The sequence below is a fragment of the Senegalimassilia anaerobia JC110 genome (genome assembly GCF_000236865.1).
GTDB lineage: Bacteria > Actinomycetota > Coriobacteriia > Coriobacteriales > Eggerthellaceae > Senegalimassilia > Senegalimassilia anaerobia.
Map to the genome: position 1 here is coordinate 512,130 of NZ_HE611014.1, position 18,986 is coordinate 531,115.

The following is an 18,986-nucleotide window of genomic DNA, read 5'->3' on the forward strand; positions in this document are numbered from 1 at the left end:
CATCCGCGGCGCCATCGGCGGCTCGGCGCGCGCAGTCGGCAAGCGCGTTGCGCTCGGCGTGCGCCTGCCCGCACTTCTCGTGCCAGCCCTCGCCGATGATGCGGCCATCGCGCACGAGCACGCAGCCCACCAGCGGGTTCGGGTTCGTCCAGCCCCAACCGCGCCAGGCCAGCTCGATGGCGCGGCGCATGAAGCGGGCATCGTCGGCGCCGAGCGCCGCCGGTACGGCCCCCTGCGCTTCGGCGTCCGCGTTCGCCTCGCATCGTTGTTCGGGTATGCCTGCCATAGGGTGCCCTTTCTCTTGCGGCCGCCCTGCGGGGTCCAGGCATGAAAAAACGCCCGCAGGGAATCTGCGGGCGTTGATAAGCGACGAATGGGGACGCGCGACAGGCGCCGAAGCGCTGCCATGCATCCTTGGTGCTGCGGAATGCCGCAGCAGGCACCGACCGGGGGCCGCGTGCTCTCGTGCTCCTGTTCTTCCATCCGGACTGTAACCGTTGGTCCTGGATTCTCACCAGATCAGCCTGACGGGCTGCGACGCTGCGGCCACGGGGCCGCCTGCTTGCAACCTGTCAGGGTCGCGGACTTCGCCCTGCTGCTTCGTGCAGCGTGGAACGTCACCGCCAGTGAGGGATTTCACCTCGCCCTGAACAGATATCTTAGTTGGGAAGTATAGGAGCGCCTTCCGCGCGCTGCAAGGGGACACTTTCCGCGATTTGGCGCATTTCCTAGGTGAACGCGCTGGGTTTTGTGGGCAAACGGGAGTTCCAACGCGAAAAAAAGGCGGCATCTTGTGCGATGTCGCCCATGAAAACGCTGCGAAGCCCAGGCTATTCCAGGCAGGCGCTGCAGTTCGTCTCGTCGCCGAACAGCAGGTTGTGCTCCTCGCCGTCAAGCGCATCGCGTGCCTGGTCGCGCAGATTGTTCATGCCCGAGAGGAACTGGCGGTACAGGATGAGCGTCAGATAGCGCCCCATAGTGGTCAGCGTCAGCTCATCGCGGTTGTCGGTGGCGAACGCGCGATGCGCGCGGTAGAACGCCATCTCCGCCGGCAGCAGGCGCTCGATGCTGCAGCCGAACTGCTTCTTGAAGTCGTTCTTGTCCAAGCGCAGCTGGTAGAGGTGCAGAAGGAAATAGTAACGGGCCAGGTCGCGCTTGCTCATGACGCACTTGCCCATGATGGACATGTGGCCGGCTTCGATGGCCTCGTTGTACTCCTTCAGGCTGAACGTGTTCACGTACAGCGCACCGTTGAGGTGCGTGATCGAGCCGCTGCCGATGCCGGGGTACTCGTTGTAGGCAACCTGCAGCTCCTCGGCGTACAGGTTATGGTCGTGGGCGCCCTGCTGGTTCAAGCGGTTGAACGTCCAGATGGTGTCGCGGCTGAAGAAGGGGTGCTCGCCGCCGCACAGCACCTCGTCGAGGATCTGGTAGTAGCGGAACTCGCGGTTATAGTCCATCTTGCCCAGCGACTTCTCCATCTTGCGGGTGGTGGCGCTTGAGACGTACAGCGGGCTGAACGTGGTTTGACGCGCCCCGCAGGCAACGATCTTCTCCAGGTCGTCGAGCAGGATGTCCTCCGTTTGGCTGGGGAAGTTGAAGATCATGTCCACGTTCACGCTGTCGAAGTAGGACGCGGCCTGCCCGATGCGCTCGAAGATCTCCTCGCCGCTGCCGTATTTCTTATAGCGGTCCATCTGCTTGAGCAGGTCGTTGTTGAAGCTCTGCACACCTACGGACAGGCGCTGCACGCGGCCCTTCATCTCGGAGAGCCACGGCTCGGCAAGGTGGTTCGGGTTCGTTTCCACGCCCACTTCCTTGATGTGGAAGTTGTCGCGGGCAAGGTCGATGGTCTCGCACAGCTCGTCGAGCAGGATGGTGGGGGTGCCGCCGCCGAAGTACAGCGTCTCGAAGTCCCAGCCGCGCTCCTTGAGCATCATCATCTCGCGGCGCAGGTTCTTGAAGTACGTGCGGGCGATGTTATCGTGGAACACGTAGCGGTTGAAGCTGCAATACGGGCATAGGACCTGGCAGAACGGCACATGAAGGTACAGCATGTACTTGGTGTCGGGCTTTGGGTCGGGAAAGAAGTGCTCGTCGGTGGGTTGTAGGTCGAGATGGCGTTTGGTCATCCCCTTGACAAGATTCGTGAGAAATCGTTCTGAAAGCATGTGCGCCCCTTACGCATCGTTGCCCAGTATTCGGTAAGTGACCATGATAGCCCTTTGAGCGGTCACAAGCCGGACAAGGTGAAAAAGCACAACGAGGAACACAAACGCTAGGGAATAGGCACGGGAACCGCGAACGTTACCAATTTGTTTCAAAATAAGGTATAGTGATGTTTCCGTGAATTCTTGTGCGTTTGCACAAATCCAGGGAATCAGTTTCGTATCGGGGAAAGGGGAAAGCCATCATGGATTTCAACGCATGGCTCGTCGATGTCACAGGCGAGATCGACGGCTTCATGTACACGTACATCCTGCTCATCCTGCTGGTCGCAGTGGGCGTGTACTTCACCATCCGCACCAAAGGCGTGCAGATCCGCTTCATCAAGGACATGTTCAAGCAGCTGACCGAGAAGAAGCACGTGCAGGGCGAGCGCTCCATCTCGTCGTTCCAGGCACTCATGGTCTCCACGGCAAGCCGCGTGGGCACGGGCAACATCGCCGGCGTGGCAACGGCCATCGCCACGGGCGGCCCGGGCGCCGTGTTCTGGATGTGGCTCATGGCCCTGGTGGGCGCGGCGTCGGCCTTCGTCGAGTCCACGCTCGCCCAGATCTGGAAGGTGCGCGGCACCGACGGCGAGTTCCGCGGCGGCCCGGCCTACTATATCCATCAGGCGCTCGGCAGCCGTAAGCTCGGCGTGCTGTTCAGCGTGCTGCTCATCCTGTGCTTCGCGTTTGGCTTCAACGGCCTACAGGCGTTCAACGCATGCAGCGCGCTTGAGTACTACATCCCCGACTACGCCACCAACGGCGTCGCCGTGGCGGCCGGTCTGGGCTTGGTGGTGTTCACCGCCGGCGTCATCTTCGGCGGCTCGAAGCGCATCAGCGTGATCACGTCCATCATCGTGCCGGTCATGGCCATCGCCTACATCGCCATCGCGCTGTGGACCACCATCGCCAACATCACCTGGCTGCCCGCCGTGTTCGGCCTGATGTTCGAAAGCGCCTTCGACTTCCAGTCCATCTTCGGCGGCTTCGCCGGCTCGGTGGTCATGCTCGGCATCAAGCGCGGCCTGTACTCCAACGAGGCCGGCATGGGTTCGGCTCCTAACGCCGCCGCTACCGCCAGCGTTTCCCATCCGGTCAAGCAGGGCCTCGTGCAAAGCCTGTCGGTCTATATCGACACGCTCGTCATCTGCACCTGCTCGGCCATGATGGTCCTGGTGTTCTACGTGCAGGATCCCGCTGCGGCCGAGGGCCTCAACGGCATGCCGCTCGTGCAAATGGCCGTGAACAACTCCGTGGGCCCCATGGGCATCCACTTCATCACGTTCGCCATCTTCATGTTCGCCTACTCCAGCCTCATCGGCAACTACTTCTACGCCGAGAGCAACTTCCGCTTCATCAAGAACGACTCCAAGGCGGCGCTGATCATCTTCCGTCTGGCGTGCCTGGCGGTCATCTTCTACGGTGCGGTGAACAGCTTCGATCTGGCTTGGAACCTGGCCGACATCTTCATGGGCCTTATGGCCATGATGAACCTCATCGCCATCCTGCTTTTGGGCAAGTGGGCGCTTGCCGCGCTGAAGGACTACTCCGAGCAGCGCGCCGCCGGCAAGGACCCGGTGTTCGTGGCCGACAACGTTCCGGGCATGCCGCAGACCGACTGCTGGCATCTCGACGAGGTGAAGGACTTCGGCGCCGGCCCTGTGAAGGAGTACTTCGAAGAGGCTGTGGACGCCGACGTAAACGAAGCGTAAAGCCGGCGGCTGCTGGCGCGTGCTCGGCCGCTAAGGCGGCGCACGCGAACGGAGCTGTTCGCGTTGTCCTTTTCGCATGACATAGGTTCGCAAACGAAGCGCCGCCCGGAAATCCGGGCGGCGCTTCTTGTGTTTGCCGGGCGCAGGCGGGGTGCGCTAGAACAGCGAGATCTGCTGGGGCTCGCTGGCGTATTCGCAGGCGATCTCGTCGTCCAAAAACTCGATCTCGTGGGATTCCCAATCCTTGATCGGCGCGATGAAGTTCGTCCCGTCCTGCCAAAACACCAGGTTTGCGCCGACCATGCCCGCGCACACGCCGCCGCACACGTTCGCGAAGCCTTCGCCTTCGGGCAGCTGCATGGTGTGCGCGTCGGGGGACGGCCCGCCGAAGTAGTACGGCGAAAGGTCGAGCGCGTCCTCGGGCGAGAAACCGGCCTGTGCCACCGCGTCGACGTCTTCGAGCCTGTCGGCCGCCGTGCGCAGCTCGTGGCAAGCCTCCTCGAAGCTGTATGGCGCGTCGGCCAGCAGCTTCGCCTTGAGCGATGCGCGCATGGTCTCGGCCACGCCGTCCTGCGCGCACAGCGCCGCTTCAAGCGCGCGAGCGTCATCGGCGCAGGTGAAGCGCCCGACCACGCGCGCCGCGCGGGCGCCTTGCTCGAGCAGGCGCTCGATGCCGCGCGTTTCGCTCGAGATACCCGCCTTCACATAGCCCGGCGCGAAGTACGCCAGGTACACGTAATGCGGCGTTTGGTTGTACTCGCGCTGTTGCGGCGAGATGTAGCTGCTGAAGTAAAACGAGGGGTTGAAGCCGGTCGCCTCGATGCATGCCGGGCACATGTCCTCCTTGCCGTCGGGCAGCAGCTCCGCGTTCAGCGGGCACGTGCTCCGCTCGTGCGTTCGAAGGTCGATCCGGCCGATGCAGCGCCGGCGCGGCAGCCGGCGCAGCGAGAACGTGCGCCCGAGCACGGGCACGTAGCCGACCGTGCCCTCGTCAAGGTCGTTGATCGTAAGGTAGGGCCCGTCGACGCTGAAGCCGTAGCCGGCAAGGACGACGGTATGGTCTGCGAACAGGTTCGGCATAGCGGCGCTTTCTGTGAAGACATTCTTGCTTGCTTCGCCCGCGGCGTGCTTATCCCGCGTTGCGAATAGGGACGATTATGACGTTTCGTGCCCGAAAAGGGGAGTTCTCCGGATCTTTCGCCCGCTTCTGCAAAAAATCGGCCAAGTTTCTTGCTTTATCACTCTACTGTGCTAAAGTATCGGACAGCACTTGGGAATGATGCTGCGGAAGCGCCCCGCGCTCGCGCCCGTTCCCTCATCTGCAAATGACCACGGGCCGATGCCCGCAACCGCACGATGAAAGGCAGGATGGATCAGATGAACTTCGTGACGCCTTCGGGTTTCCGCGACGTGCTCACCGACGAGGCGGTGCTGCGCGAGCAGGCGGCCCAAGCGGTGCAGGCCAACATGGCGGCCAAAGGCTATCTTCCGGTGGAAACGCCCACGCTCGAGGTGATGGACGTGCTGCAGGCCGGCGGCAGGCTGCCGGGCACCCCGTTCAAGCTCTTCGACGCGCGCGGCGACCTTCTGGCCATGCGTCCCGACGTCACGCTGCAGATCGCCCGCATGTGCGCCACGCGCCTGGCGGGCCAGCCCGGGCCGTTCCGCTTCCGCTACATGCAGCGGGTGTTCCGCGAGGCCGAGGGCCAGACGCGCGCCGAGCCGCGCGAGACCACGCAGATGGGCGTCGAGCTCATCGGCCAGGCGGGCGCGGCGGCAGACGCCGAGGTGGTGGGCCTGCTGGCCGAATCGCTCAAGCTCGCCGGCGTTGCCGACTTCAAGATCGCGCTCGCATCGGTGTCGGTGCTGCGCGCGCTGCTCGCAAGCTGCGGTGCCGCACCGCAATGGCGCCAGGCGGTGCTCGATGCGTACCACACGTCGAACTTCGTCACGCTCGACGAGCTGACCTCAGGCGAGGGCGCGCAGGGCGTTCCGCCGGTGTTCGCCCAGGCCATCGGCAAGCTCGCCCGCATCCGCGGCGGGCGCGCCGTCATCGCCGAGGTGCGCGAGCTGGTGGCCCCGCTGGGCTGCGAGACGGGCCTTGACGGCCTGGAGCAGGCGTTCGACCTGCTGGAGGCCGCGGGCCTGGCGGACAGCATCCAGGTCGACTTCTCCGTCATGAGCAGCTTCGACTACTACACCGGCATCGTGTTCGAAGCCTACGCGCCGGGGCTGGGAAGCCCGCTGGGCAGCGGCGGCCGCTACGACAACACCATCGGGGCATATGGCGAAAGCCGTCCCGCCGCCGGCTTCGCGTTCTTCCTCGAGCGCGCCATGGCTGCTGCCGCGGCCGCCGATGAGCGCGCCGCATCCGGCACCGGCCAGCGCCCGCTGCGCATCGCCGTGCCGAAAGGCTCGCTCAACGCCGATTCCATCGCGTGCCTGGCGGCATGCGGCCTGGACGTCACGGGGCTCGATAACCCCGGTCGTCAGCTCATTATCCGCAACCCGGGCGTGGAGTACATCATCGTGCGCCCCTCCGACGCCCCGGCGTTCGTGGAGCTCGGCGCGGCCGATTGCGGCATCTGCGGCGAGGACTCGCTGCTCGAGGCGCAGCCCGAGGTGGTTGAGCTTGCCGACCTGAAGTTCGGCTCCTGCCGCTTCGTGGTGGCCGAGCCCGCTGGCGCCGCCGATCAGACCGCCGAGCACTACCGTCGCCTGGGCTCCATCCGCATCGCCACGAAGTATCCCAACATCACGCGCGCCCATTACGCGAAAACCGGCACCCAAGTCGAGATCGTGAAACTGCACGGAAACATTGAGCTGGCACCATTGACTGGATTGGCCGAGCGCATCGTCGACATCACGGCCACGGGCACCACGTTGCGTGAGAACAACCTGGTCATCGTGGAGGATGTGCTGTCGTCGACGGCCCGATTCTTCGCCAACGGCACCTCGCTGCGCACCGATGCGCGCATCGTGGAGCTGGCCGACGCCATGCGCGCCGGCGCCGCGGCGGGCAAGTGGGAGGCGACGGTCATCGCCGGCGGCGTGCAGTCGCCCGAGCCCGCAACAGAATAACAGCTGGTCAGGGCTTCGCGCCCGCAGGCGCCCAGGGGTCGGGCGCCGCAACGTCAAGGCCGCAGAGGCGCCTGCTCGCAGGCGCGGCCGCGACAAGGTATCATCATGAAAGAGGCCGGAGGGGTCATCCGGCGTGTACATGGAAAGAAGGACAACATGCGTCGCGTCATCCTGAACAAAGGCGAGCAATTCTCCAACAAGCACCTCAAGCGCACGGGCGCGTTCAACGCCCGCGCCATGGAGGCGGCAACGAACATCATCGAGCAGGTTCGCGAACAGGGCGATGCGGCCCTGCGCGAGCTGACCGAGCGCTTCGACGGCGTTGCCATCGAGGACTTCCGCGTGCCGGCCGAGGCGATCGAGGCCGCCGCGGCGAAGGTCGATCCCAAAACCGAGGAGGCGCTCAAGAAGGCCGCCAAGCAGATCCGCGAGTTCCACGAGCGCCAGGTCAAGCAGAGCTGGTTCTCCGTGCGCGAGGACGGCGCCCTGGTCGGTGCGAAGGTCACCCCGCTTGAAAGCGTTGGCATCTACGTGCCCGGCGGCCGCGCGCTGTACCCGTCCACGGTGCTCATGAACGCTCTGCCCGCCGCGGTCGCCGGCGTTGAGCGCATCGTGTGCGTCACGCCGCCCACCAAGGACGGCAGCATCGACCCGGTGGTGCTCGAGGCCTGCCGCCTGTCCGGCGTCACCGAGATCTACACGGTAGGCGGCGCGCAGGCCGTGGCGGCGCTGGCCTACGGCACCGAGACCATCGATCCGGTCTGCAAGATCACGGGCCCGGGCAACGCGTTCGTGGCGGCTGCGAAGAAGATCGTCTCCGGCGACGTGGGAATCGATATGATCGCCGGCCCCTCCGAGGTGTGCGTCGTGGCCGATGAGACCGCCGATCCCGCCATGGTGGCCATCGACCTCATGGCCCAGGCCGAGCACGACCCGCTGGCAAGCTGCTATCTGGTCACGTTCGACGAGGGCTACGCCGACAAAGTCGAAGCCGCCATCGAGGGCCACATGAAGGCTTCCACGCGCGCCGAGATCACCACCGCCTCGCTGGCCGATCAGGGCCTTGTGGTCATCTGCGACTCCATGGAGCAGGCCATCCAGTCCGTCAACGTCATCGCCCCCGAGCACCTGGAGCTGCACTTCGACGGCGCGTTCGAGCAGCTCGGCGCCATCCGCAACGCCGGCGCCATCTTCGTGGGCGAGTGGACCCCCGAGGCCGTGGGCGACTACGTTGCCGGCCCCAACCACACGCTTCCCACCGGCGGCACCGCGCGCTATGCCTCGCCGCTTTCCACCGACGAGTTCGTCAAGCACTCCAGTGTCATCCAGTATTCCGCGAAGTCGCTGGCAAACGACGCAGACGCCGTCATCGCCATCGCCCGTCACGAGGGCCTGTGGGCGCATGCCCGCAGCGTCGAGCTGCGTAAGGCCCTGGTGGAGACCGGCGACATCTATGGTTTGGACGGTGCCGATGAATAGCGTCCGAGCATCCGCCCCGCAGCTTGCCGACATCACGCCCTACGACCCGAAGTACCTCCCGGCGCGCGCGTACCTGTCGGCCAACGAGAACCCTTGCGACGTGGAGACCGAGGTCCGCAACGAGATCAAGCGCGAAATCAACAAGGTGGCCTTCAACCGCTATCCCGACCCCTTGGCCAACGAGCTGCGCGACATGATCGCCGAGGCCAACGGCCTTGACCGCGATTGCGTGCTCGTGGGCAACGGCGGCGACGAGCTGCTGTTCGACATAGCGCTTGCCTGGGGCGGGCCGGGGCGCAAGTTCCTCAACATGCCGCCCACGTTCTCGGTGTACCGCAACAACGCCGAGCTCACCAACACCGAGGTGGTCGACATCCCGCGCCTCGCCGATTACACCATCGACGAGGAGGCGGTGCTGTCCCGCGTGGCGCGCGGCGACATCGATTACGTCATCGTCACCAGCCCGAACAACCCTACGGGCGATTTGGCCGATGAGCGTTTCATCCTGCGCCTGCTCGACGCCACCGACGCGCTCGTGATGGTCGACGAGGCGTATTTCGAGTTCTCGCGCGGCACGGTGCGCCCCTACCTGGCGCAGCATAAGAACCTGGTCATCCTGCGCACGTTCTCCAAGGCGTTCTCGCTTGCCGGCGTGCGCGTGGGCTACCTGCTGGGAAACCCCGAGGTCATCCGCGAGTTCTTGAAGGTGCGCCAGCCGTACTCGGTGGATGCGGTGTCGCAAGCCATCGCGCGCGTGGTGTTCCGCAACCGCGCGAAGTTCGAGCGCGGCATCATGCAGATCGTCTCGGAGCGCGGGCGCGTGTTCCGCGAGCTTTCGCAGATGCCGGGCATCACGGCGTACCCCTCGAACGCCAACTACATCTTGTTCCGCGCAGAAGGCGCGGGGGAGGTGTGGCAGCAGCTCTACGACCGCGGCATCCTCGTGCGCGACTTCAGCCGTGCGCCCATGCTGCAGGATTGCCTGCGGGTCTCCATCGGCAGCCCCGAGGAGAACGACGAGTTCCTAGCCGCGCTTCGGGAGATCCTGCCGAAGTAAGGACCGGGCGCCTCGGGGACGCTACGCCGCCCGCCCGGACACTTTGGGGACGTAGCGTTATCTGTCCGGAATCGCCGCGCACACGACGAGAGAAAGGCGAACAGCAATGAGCGAACGCGTTGCGCGCATCGCGCGCACCACGAAGGAAACCGATATCGACCTGTCCGTCGGCCTTGACGGCACGGGCAAAACGGACGTGGAGACGGGCATCGGGTTTTTCGACCACATGCTCACCGCGTTCGGGCGCCACGGCCTGTTCGACCTGCAGGTGCGCTGCAAGGGCGACCTTGAGGTGGACGGCCATCACTCGGTGGAGGATACGGGCATCGTCATGGGGCAGGCGTTCGCGCAGGCGCTCGGCGACAAGCGCGGCATCCGCCGCTTCGGCGACATCGCCATGCCCATGGACGAGGCCCTCATCATGGCGGCTGTGGACATCTCGGGGCGCGGCCAGCTGTACTGGGACGCCGATGTGCCTGCGGTGATGGTGGGCGCCTTCGACGCCACGCTGGCGAAGGAGTTCTTCATCGCCTTCGCCGCCAACGCCGGCGTCACGCTGCACATCCGCCAGCTTGCCGGCGAGAACACGCACCACGTCATCGAGGGCATGTTCAAGGCGGTGGCGCGCGCCATGCGCCAGGCCTGCGAGCCCGACCCTCGCATGGGCGACGCGTTGCCGTCCACGAAGGGGATGCTATAAGCCTGGCGGCGCCTGCCTGACGGCGGCCGGGCCGCTCGACGTCGCGGGCGGCTGCGGCGCGCCCCTCCGCCCCTCCCGTTCAAGCTTCGTTCGGGCGCACACCGCCTTCACTGACTTTTATTGGACCTGCGAGATGTAAGAGGCGCCTATGATCGCTGTTGTTGACTACAAGAAGGGCAACCTGCAATCCGTCGAGCGCGGCCTGCGCGCCGCCGGAGCCCATGCCCGCATCACCGACGATGCCGCTGAAATAGTCGCCGCCGACGCCATCGTCTTGCCGGGCGTGGGCGCGTTCGCCGATGCCGCGGCCACCATGGACGAGCTCGGCCAGACCGAGGTCATTCGCCGCCGCATCGCGGAGGGGGTGCCGTTTCTGGGCATCTGCCTGGGCGAGCATCTGCTGTTCGAGGAAGGCGCGGAAGGCGCCGGCGCCGACGGCAACCCGCGCGGCCTGGGCGTGCTGCCCGGGTGCGTGGACCGCATGCCGCGCCAGGATGCCGAGGGCCGCGCGTACAAGGTCCCGCACGTGGGCTGGAACACCGTCGATTTCCCCGCGGGAGCTCCCGAGAACCCGCTGTTCGCGGGCATCCCCTCGGGCACGTACTTCTACTTCACCCACAGCTACATCGCGCCTGACGGGCCGTTCGCCATCGCGCACACCACGCACAGCGTGACGTTCCCGTGCGCCGTGCAGAAGGGCAACGCGTTCGGCGTGCAGTTCCACCCCGAGAAAAGCTCGGACGCCGGCGCGGCCGTGCTGCGCAACTTCGTCGAGATCGTCAAGGCGGCGTCGCCCGCCTTGCAAGGTTAGGAGGTCGCCATGTACCTGCTTCCCGCAATCGATATCCTGGGTGGCAAGGCCGTTCGCCTGGCGAAAGGCGATTACAACCAAGTGACCGTGTACAACGACGACCCCGTGGCGCAGGCGCGCGTCTTCGAGCAGGCCGGTGCCCAATGGGTGCACGTGGTCGACCTGGACGGCGCGCGCAGCGGCGTCCCGGAGAACATCGCCATCGTTGAGCGCATCGTGCGCGAGACGTCGCTTTCCGTCGAGATCGGCGGCGGCATCCGCAGCCTGGAGACGCTGAAACGCTTGGCCGATGCCGGGGCGGCGCGCATGGTGCTGGGCACCGCGCTCGTGAACGACCCCGAGCTCGCGCACGCGGCCATCGCCGCGGTGGGCGGCGACCGCCTGACCGCCGGCATCGACGCGAAGGGCGGGGAAGTGGCCGTTTCGGGTTGGATCGAGGGCTCGGGCGTGGCCGCCGCCGACCTGGCGCGCGCGATGGGCGCCGCCGGGTTCAAGCACATCGTCTACACCGACATCGCGCGCGACGGTATGCAGACCGGCATCGACGTGCAGGCTTACGTCGACATGGCGAACGCGTTCGGCAACCCCGTCATCGCCAGCGGCGGCGTGGCTAGCCTCGCCGACATCGAGCGCCTGGCGCCGGTGGCGGAAAGCATCGAGGGCGTCATCACCGGTCGCGCCGTGTACGAGGGCACGCTCGACGTCGCCGAAGGCGTCGCCCTTTGCGCCAACTTGACGGCAGCGCGACCCTAATGCCCTAAAGGCGCCGAGCATCGTCCGTTTCGCGGTGAAGCCGGGCGCTGCGCGTGAAGCTGCCCGGCCTTGCGCCGCGCCCGCCGGAGCCTTCCCGTCGATTTCCCTTTCCCCGAGCCGTTGAGGAGCAGATATATGTTGGCAAAACGCGTGATCCCCTGCATGGACGTGAAGGACGGCCGTGTGGTGAAGGGGGTCAACTTCGTGAACCTGCGCGATGCGGGCGACCCCATCGAGCTGGCGCAGCGCTACGACGAGCAGCGCGCCGACGAGGTGATCTTCCTTGATATCACCGCCACCAGCGACAAGCGCGAGACCACGGTGGACCTTGCAAGCCGCGCCAGCGCGCAGCTGCATCTGCCGTACTGCGTGGGCGGCGGTTTCCGCAGCGTCGCCGACATCCGCCGCATGATCGCCGCCGGCGCCGACAAGGTGTCGGTCAACAGCGCGGCGGTGGACAACCCGCAGCTCATCTCCGACGCCGCCGCGGCGTTCGGCACGCAGGCCATCCTGTGCGCCATCGACGCGAAGCAGGTGGCCGGCAACCCCAACAAGTGGGAGGTCTACGTGCACGGCGGCCGCACCGCAACCGGCATCGACGCCGTGGAATGGGCGGTCGAGGCGGCGCGTCGCGGCGCGGGCGAGATCTTGCTGACCAGCATGGACCGCGACGGCAGCAAGGACGGTTTCGACTGCGCGTTCACCCGCGCGGTGGCGCGCGCGGTGGACATCCCCGTCATCGCCAGCGGCGGCGTGGGCAAGCTCGAGCACTTCGCCGAGGGCATCATCGACGGCGAGGCCGACGCGGTGCTGGCCGCCAGCGTCTTCCACTTCGGCGAGTTCACGGTAACCCAGGTCAAGGAATACATGCGCAGCCAAGGCATCCCCGTGCGCCTGTAGAAAGGACCATCCATGCAAACCGAGATTCCCGAGCTGAAATACAACGCCGATGGGCTGATCCCGTGCATCGTGCAGGACGTGGAAACGCGCGAGGTGCTCATGATGGCGTGGATGAACGCCGAAAGCCTGGTGCTGACGCTCGAGCGCGGCGAGACGGTGTTTTGGAGCCGCAGCCGACAGGAGCTGTGGCACAAGGGCGCCACCAGCGGCAACACGCAGAAGATCGTCGAGCTTCGATATGATTGCGATGCCGATACGCTTCTGGCCCTCGTGCATCCGGCGGGCCCCGCGTGCCACACCGGCGCCACCAGCTGCTTCTTCCGCACGCTGGCCGAGCTCGAGTAGGCGTTCGGCCGCCATCGCTCTCGCGGGAAAACGGTGCCCAACTCGCTCACGCGCGGTTATCCGTAGGCGCTTTCGCCGCCATGGCGCACCGCGGAAAACGGAATACGAGAAAGCCTGGAGGCCGGGTCATCCCGGCTTTCGCGCGTTTTGCGCCCCTTTGCGCCCGGTCATGCGCTTCGGGTGGTTATCCGTGGCGACTTGCTTGCGCGCACCCGGCGCCTGCGCTATTCTGCCCCTAGCTTTATTTTCTCGAAGGAAACCCTTCCCATCATCAAGTTCCCGCTTCCCATCAACGCTCTTTCTATGCGCAAAGCGGGCAACAACCCATATATAAGGAGGAATAAGGGTGAAGTTCTTTCTGGACACGGCAGATCTAGCCGAAATCGAAGAGGCTGCTAGCTGGGGCGCGCTGGCAGGCGTCACCACCAACCCGTCGCTGTACGCCAAGATCGGCGGCAAGCTGGATGACTTCCATAACCACATGAAGCGCATCTGCGACATCGTCGGCCCGGACTGCCCGGTTTCCGCCGAGTCCGTCGCCATGACGCGCGACGAGATCGTCGCCGACGGTCGCAAGCTGGCCGAGATCGCCCCTAACATCGTGGTGAAGATCCCCACCATGGTCGAGGGCCTGGCCGCCACCCACACGCTGGCCGCCGAGGGCATCCCGGTGAACATGACGCTGTGCTTCAGCGTGCCGCAGGCGCTGCTGGCCGCACGCGCCGGCGCCCGCTACATCAGCCCGTTCATCGGCCGTTTCGATGACATCTCCGAGGACGGCCTCGAGCAGGTCGGCAACATCGTCACCGCCATCAACAACTACGACTTCACGGCCAACACCGCCAACGGCGAGCAGGTCGAGATCATCGCCGCCTCCGTGCGCAGCGCCAACCATGTTACGCAGTGCGCGCTCATGGGCGCCGACATCGCCACCGTCCCGTTCGGCGTGCTGAAGAAGATGGTGCAGCATCCGCTCACCGACCGTGGCCTGGACTCCTTCATGAAGGACTGGGAGAAGGTAGCTAACGCATGAGCGACGAGCAGAATGTAGCGGAGGCGCCGCAGCAGGGCGCCCCCGCGGCCGATGCGGCGCCGGCTGCTCCCAAGCGCCGCCCGGGCCGTCCGCGCAAAAGCGCCGCCTCGTCTGGCAAGGCCTCTTCCGAGGCTTCCCCCGACGCCGCGTCCGATGCCCCGGCCGATGGGGCTGATAGCGCCCCGAAAACGCCGGCCAAGCGCCGTCCGGGCCGTCCTCGTAAGAAGGCCGCGCCCGCCCAGAAGGCCGAATCCGCCCCTGCTGCGAAGGCCGCTTCCGCGGCGAAGGCGAAAAAGGCGAAGGAGGCTCCTGCCGAGCCCGAGGCCGCCGCATCCAAGGCGCAGGCCGCCGAGGCCGCCCAGCCCGTCGAGGCGGTAACCGGCACGCCGGCAAGGCGCCGTCCGGGCCGTTCGCACAAGAAGATCGCCACTGCGCCCGTCGCCGCTCAGGCGGTCCCTGCGCAGGACGCATCCGGCAAGCAGCAGGCTCCCGAAGTCGCAGAAACCGTCGAAGCCGTGCAGGCTCCCGCCGAAGCAGCCGGCTCCGACCAGCAGGCACCCGCCAAGGATATGGCCCCGGGCCGCGCGGCACGCGCCGCGCGCACCCCGCGCAAATCGGTGCGCGCCCAGGGCGCCAACCGCGAGGGCCGCTCCGAGCAGCATGAGGGCCGCGGCAAATCCGATGCCCGCGAAGGCGCCGAGCGCACCGAGGGCCGCAGCTTTGGCAACGCCGGTGCCGACCGCCACCAGCGCAACGACCGCGGCGATCGCAACGGCCGCAAGAACGGCAACGACCGCAATGACCGTCACCAGCGCCATCAGCGCAACAACAACCGCGAGGTCGTCCCGAGCGTCAACAAAGAGGACCTGGCCAAGCTCAAGGTGGCCGAGCTGCGCGCGAAGGCCGCCGAGCTCGACGTCGACGTGGCGGGCCTGAAGAAGGCCGAGCTCATCGACGCCGTGTACGACGCGTCCCTGAAGGCGGAGGGCTTCGTGGAGGTCGAGGGCATCCTCGACATCATGCAGGATGGCTACGGCTTCCTGCGCACCAACGGCTACCTGCCCAGCGAGCAGGACTGCTACGTGGGGCTTTCCACCATCCGCCGCAACGGCCTGCGCAAGGGCGACAAGCTCACCGGCACCACGCGCCCGGCGCGTCCCAACGAGAAGTACGCCGCCGTGCAGAAGGTGGCCACCGTCAACGGCAAGCCCGTCGAGGAGCTGGGACGCCGCGTGCGCTTCGGCGATCTCACGCCGGTCTATCCCGACGAGTGCCTGACCATGGAGCATGGCCAGACCACCATCACGGCTCGCGTCATCGACCTGGTCAGTCCCATCGGCAAGGGCCAGCGCGGCCTGATCGTCAGCCCGCCGAAGGCCGGCAAGACCACCATCTTGAAGGACATCGCCGCAGCCATCAGCGCCAACAACCCCGAGGTGCACCTCATGTGCCTTTTGGTCGACGAGCGCCCCGAGGAAGTCACGGACATGCAGCGCTCCATCAAGGGCGAGGTCATCTCCTCCACTTTCGATATGCCCACCGAAAACCACATCCAGGTTTCCGAGCTGGTCATCGAGCGCGCAAAGCGCCTGGTGGAGGACGGCAAGGACGTCGTGGTGCTGCTCGACAGCCTCACGCGCCTGGCGCGCGCCTACAACCTGGCGCAGCCCGCATCCGGGCGCATCCTGTCCGGCGGCGTGGATTCCACGGCCCTGTACCCGCCGAAGAAGTTCCTGGGCGCGGCTCGAAACATCGAGGGCGGCGGCAGCCTGACCATCCTCGCCTCGGCCCTGGTGGAAACGGGTTCGAAGATGGACGAGGTCATCTTCGAGGAGTTCAAGGGCACGGGCAACATGGAGCTCAAGCTCGACCGCAACCTGGCAGATCGCCGCATCTTCCCGGCCATCGACCCGGTGGCATCGGGAACGCGCAAGGAGGACCTGCTGCTCGATCCGCAGAAGGCCCCGCTCATCTGGGCGGTTCGCCGCATCCTTGCGAACACGAACAACACCGAGCGCGCCATGGACATGCTCATCAAATCCTTGAAGCGCACCGACGACAACGACGAGTTCCTCATGCGCACGGCGAAAAAGGCCCAGCACAACAACGGGAACGCAAACGCAAACCTGGAGTTCTAGGGGAGACATATATAGATGGCGACAATGCATGACAATAACGAAACGGTTGCCTGGCCCAAGCGCGCGGTGGTCACGGCCGGCATGCCCTACGGCAACAAGCCGCTGCATTTCGGGCATATCGCCGGCGTGTTCGTGCCCGCCGACTGCTTCGCGCGCTTCCTGCGTGACCGCATCGGCGCGGAGAACGTCCGCTTCATCAGCGGCACGGACTGCTTCGGCTCGCCCATCAACGAGGGCTACCGCAAGCTGGTGGAGGCCGGGCAGTTCGACGGCACCATCGAGGATTACGTGCTGCGCAACCACAACCGCCAGAAAGACACGCTGGATTCCTATGACATCAGCCTTGATATCTACGAAGGATCCAACATCGGGCATTCCGGCGAGGTCCACCAGCTCATCAGCGAGGCGTTCATCAAGAAGCTGTATGAGAACGGCTGGCTGCAGAAGCGCGCGACGCTGCAGTTCTACGACCCCGAGGCCGGCACGTTCCTGAACGGCCGCCAGGTGCAGGGCCATTGCCCCGTGCAGGGCTGCAAGTCCGAGCATGCCTATGCCGACGAGTGCGACCTGGGCCACAGCTACGCGCCTGAGGACCTTATCGCGCCGAAGTCCTCGCTCACCGGCGTCACGCCCGAGATGCGCCCGGTGGAGAACTGGTACTTCGACCTGCCGGCGTTCAACGCCTTCCTGAAAAAGCACGTGGAGGCCCTTGAGGCCGACCCCGAGGTGCGCCCCATCGTGCCGCAGACTATCAAGGAGTTCTTGGCCCCGCCGGTGGTCTACATCAAAAACGAGCTGTACGACCAGTATCTTCAGATCGCCGACAAGCTCGCGCATCATCAGTACCATGAGGCCGAGAAGGGCAAGCAGTCCTTCGAAATCGAGTTCGACACCATCGACGACCGCGATGCGGCGCGCGATGTGCTCGCCGCGGCGGGCATCCGCTTCCGCACGGGCAAGGCGCTCGTTCCCTTCCGCATCACCGGCAACATCGAGTGGGGCGTGAAGGCGCCGGTCATCGACGGGCTCGAGGGCCTGACGGTGTGGTGCTGGCCCGAAAGCCTGTGGGCTCCCATGAGCTTCACCATGGCCGTCAACGACAAGATGGGCCTGCCGCGCGGCAGCTGGCGCGATTTCTGGTGCTCGGAGGACGCGCAGGTCTACCAGTTCATCGGCCAGGACAACCTGTACTTCTACGGCGTTGCCCAGCCGGCGCTCATCGAGGCGCTGCGCCCGGGCGATATCCTCGCGCCCGGCGAGACGGATGCGCCCCTGCGTCAGACCAGCCTTATCGCCAACCATCACATCCTGCTGGGCAACAAGAAGGCCTCGTCGTCGGGCTCGGTCAAGCCGCCGACGGCCGACGAGCTGCTGGAGCACTACACCGTCGAGCAGCTGCGCGCGCACTTCCTGGCGCTTGGCCTGGATCAGAAGTCTGTGGGCTTCAAGCCCAAGCCCTTCGATCCCGACGAGGCGAAGCGCAACGACCCGCGCGTGGCGGACCCGGTCCTCAAGGAGGGCACGCTGCTCACCAACGTGTTCAACCGCCTGGCCCGCAGCTGCTTCTACGAGGCGCAGAAGAACTTCGAAGGCTGGATGCCGCTTGGCGAGGTGTCGCCTGAGGTGCGCGAGCGTGCGCATGCCTGCATGAACGAGTACGATAAGACCATGCACAAGGCGGAGCTGCACACGGTCATGTCCATCATGGACACGTTCATCCGCTGGGCGAACAAGTACTGGACGGACAACATCCGCACCGCCGAGAAGGAAGGCGACGAGCAGCTGCGCCGTCAGGTGCTCGTGGACTGCTTCTACCTGCTTCGCGTATCCACGCTGCTCATGCACCCCGTGGTGCCGAAGGGCTGCGAGAAGATCGCCGATTACCTCAGCTTCGAGTTCGACGACTTCTTCAGCTGGAACTTCGATTTCGAGGGCATGGACGAGCTGTGCCACGGCGCCGAGCTCGAGGACGGACGCCATCGCATCCGCGAGCTTCCCCCGCGCTTCGACTTCTTCTCGAAGCATCCCTCGCAGTTCAAGTAGGGTTTCAAAGCACGGCATCCCATCAGGCTGGCCAGCTGCGGCAACGCGGCTGGCCGGTCTTTTCATGGGTGCGGAAAGATTGGTTTGCATATGCACGTTGATTTGTATTCCGACGGCGCCTCGCGGGGCAACCCCGGGCCGGGCGGGTACGGCAGCATCCTGCGTTTCATCGACAGCAAGGGCGGGGTGCACGAGCGGGAGTTCTCGCAAGGGTATCGCTGCACCACGAACAACCGCATGGAACTGCTCGGCGCCATCGTGGCCCTCGAGGCCCTCAAACGCCCGTGCCACGTGACGCTGTACTCCGATTCCCAGTATCTGGTGAACGCGTTCAACCAGCACTGGGTGGATGGCTGGCTCAAGCGCGGGTGGAAGAACTCGCAGAAGCAGCCGGTGAAGAACTCCGATCTGTGGAAGCGCATGCTCAAGGCGAAGGAGCCCCACGACGTGGAGTTCGTTTGGGTCAAGGGCCATGCCGGCCATGCCGAGAACGAGCGCTGCGATGCGCTGGCAACCTCTGCGGCCGACGACCCGTCGCGCCATAAGGAGGACGCGGGCTTCCGCGGCTAGATAGCGGCGCAAGGCGCTGCCAAGGACGGGCAGGCGGAGCGGGCCGGGGCGGAAACCCCGGTTTCGCCCCACCTGCCCGTTCTCCATATATGCAGGTAGCCTCACCTGGGCGTATGCCCGTTCAGTGCAAAAGGTACCGCGCTTGTCGCCA

General features: G+C 65.6%; 16 protein-coding genes and 1 riboswitch. Of the genes, 13 read left to right on the forward strand and 3 right to left on the reverse strand.

Features of this window, described 5'->3' with window-relative positions:
- Both SFHG_RS02090 and SFHG_RS02095 read right to left on the reverse strand, forming a co-directional pair.
- Positions 1-286 (reverse strand): cytidine/deoxycytidylate deaminase family protein (locus SFHG_RS02090; RefSeq protein WP_042432787.1); only part of this gene is annotated, 286 nt, incomplete at its 3' end.
- Positions 287-467: 181 nt separating this feature from the next.
- Positions 468-658, reverse strand: a riboswitch (FMN riboswitch).
- 172 nt (positions 659-830) lie between these two features.
- On the reverse strand, positions 831-2,171 hold the full coding sequence (locus tag SFHG_RS02095; RefSeq protein WP_042432791.1) for a coproporphyrinogen III oxidase family protein: 1,341 nt from the start codon (positions 2,169-2,171) through the stop codon (positions 831-833).
- 242 nt (positions 2,172-2,413) lie between these two features.
- On the opposite strand from SFHG_RS02095, the gene SFHG_RS02100 reads away from it, so the two are divergent.
- A complete protein-coding gene (locus SFHG_RS02100; RefSeq protein WP_042432795.1) occupies positions 2,414-3,925 on the forward strand; it encodes an alanine/glycine:cation symporter family protein in 1,512 nt (503 codons plus the stop codon).
- Positions 3,926-4,081: 156 nt separating this feature from the next.
- Here the strand turns inward: SFHG_RS02100 and SFHG_RS02105 are convergent, their stop codons facing one another.
- Positions 4,082-5,005, reverse strand: a complete 924-nt coding sequence (locus SFHG_RS02105) for a DUF2797 domain-containing protein (protein WP_042432797.1) — start codon at positions 5,003-5,005, stop codon at positions 4,082-4,084.
- A 288-nt stretch (positions 5,006-5,293) separates the two neighbouring features.
- On the opposite strand from SFHG_RS02105, the gene hisZ reads away from it, so the two are divergent.
- The 12 genes from hisZ (at position 5,294) to rnhA (ending at position 18,835) form a co-directional block, all read left to right on the forward strand.
- Positions 5,294-7,006: an ATP phosphoribosyltransferase regulatory subunit gene (gene hisZ, locus SFHG_RS02110; protein ID WP_238318244.1), complete on the forward strand. Its 1,713-nt coding sequence runs from the start codon at positions 5,294-5,296 to the stop codon at positions 7,004-7,006.
- Between the two features lie 105 nt (positions 7,007-7,111).
- Positions 7,112-8,485: a histidinol dehydrogenase gene (gene hisD / locus SFHG_RS02115; RefSeq protein ID WP_238318245.1), complete on the forward strand. Its 1,374-nt coding sequence runs from the start codon at positions 7,112-7,114 to the stop codon at positions 8,483-8,485.
- Positions 8,478-9,542, forward strand: a complete 1,065-nt coding sequence (gene hisC, locus SFHG_RS02120; protein ID WP_042432806.1) for a histidinol-phosphate transaminase — start codon at positions 8,478-8,480, stop codon at positions 9,540-9,542. Before hisD ends, hisC begins: the two co-directional genes overlap by 8 nt.
- 106 nt (positions 9,543-9,648) lie before the next feature.
- On the forward strand, positions 9,649-10,242 hold the full coding sequence (hisB, locus tag SFHG_RS02125) for an imidazoleglycerol-phosphate dehydratase HisB (RefSeq protein ID WP_042432807.1): 594 nt from the start codon (positions 9,649-9,651) through the stop codon (positions 10,240-10,242).
- Between the two features lie 148 nt (positions 10,243-10,390).
- Positions 10,391-11,053, forward strand: a complete 663-nt coding sequence (gene hisH / locus SFHG_RS02130; RefSeq protein WP_042432809.1) for an imidazole glycerol phosphate synthase subunit HisH — start codon at positions 10,391-10,393, stop codon at positions 11,051-11,053.
- Between the two features lie 9 nt (positions 11,054-11,062).
- Complete coding sequence (gene hisA, locus SFHG_RS02135) at positions 11,063-11,806, forward strand: 1-(5-phosphoribosyl)-5-[(5-phosphoribosylamino)methylideneamino]imidazole-4-carboxamide isomerase (RefSeq protein ID WP_042432811.1); 744 nt, start codon at positions 11,063-11,065, stop codon at positions 11,804-11,806.
- Between the two features lie 135 nt (positions 11,807-11,941).
- The gene (hisF, locus tag SFHG_RS02140) at positions 11,942-12,706 is read left to right on the forward strand and encodes an imidazole glycerol phosphate synthase subunit HisF (protein ID WP_042432814.1); all 765 of its coding nucleotides are present in this window, start codon (positions 11,942-11,944) and stop codon (positions 12,704-12,706) included.
- A 12-nt stretch (positions 12,707-12,718) separates the two neighbouring features.
- Positions 12,719-13,051 carry a phosphoribosyl-AMP cyclohydrolase gene (hisI, locus tag SFHG_RS02145; protein WP_042432817.1) on the forward strand — a complete coding sequence of 111 codons (333 nt, stop codon included), beginning with the start codon at positions 12,719-12,721 and terminating at the stop codon, positions 13,049-13,051.
- Between the two features lie 346 nt (positions 13,052-13,397).
- Positions 13,398-14,084, forward strand: coding sequence for a fructose-6-phosphate aldolase (fsa, locus tag SFHG_RS02150; protein WP_042432819.1), 687 nt, complete (start codon positions 13,398-13,400; stop codon positions 14,082-14,084).
- Entirely contained in the window at positions 14,081-16,222 is a 2,142-nt protein-coding gene (rho, locus tag SFHG_RS02155; RefSeq protein WP_187364753.1) for a transcription termination factor Rho, read from the forward strand. The genes fsa and rho overlap by 4 nt, the downstream gene beginning before the upstream one ends.
- Positions 16,223-16,237: 15 nt before the next feature.
- Positions 16,238-18,265: a methionine--tRNA ligase gene (locus SFHG_RS02160; protein WP_042432822.1), complete on the forward strand. Its 2,028-nt coding sequence runs from the start codon at positions 16,238-16,240 to the stop codon at positions 18,263-18,265.
- A gap of 90 nt (positions 18,266-18,355) precedes the next feature.
- Positions 18,356-18,835 carry a ribonuclease HI gene (gene rnhA, locus SFHG_RS02165; RefSeq protein ID WP_042432824.1) on the forward strand — a complete coding sequence of 160 codons (480 nt, stop codon included), beginning with the start codon at positions 18,356-18,358 and terminating at the stop codon, positions 18,833-18,835.
- Positions 18,836-18,986: the final 151 nt, after the last annotated feature.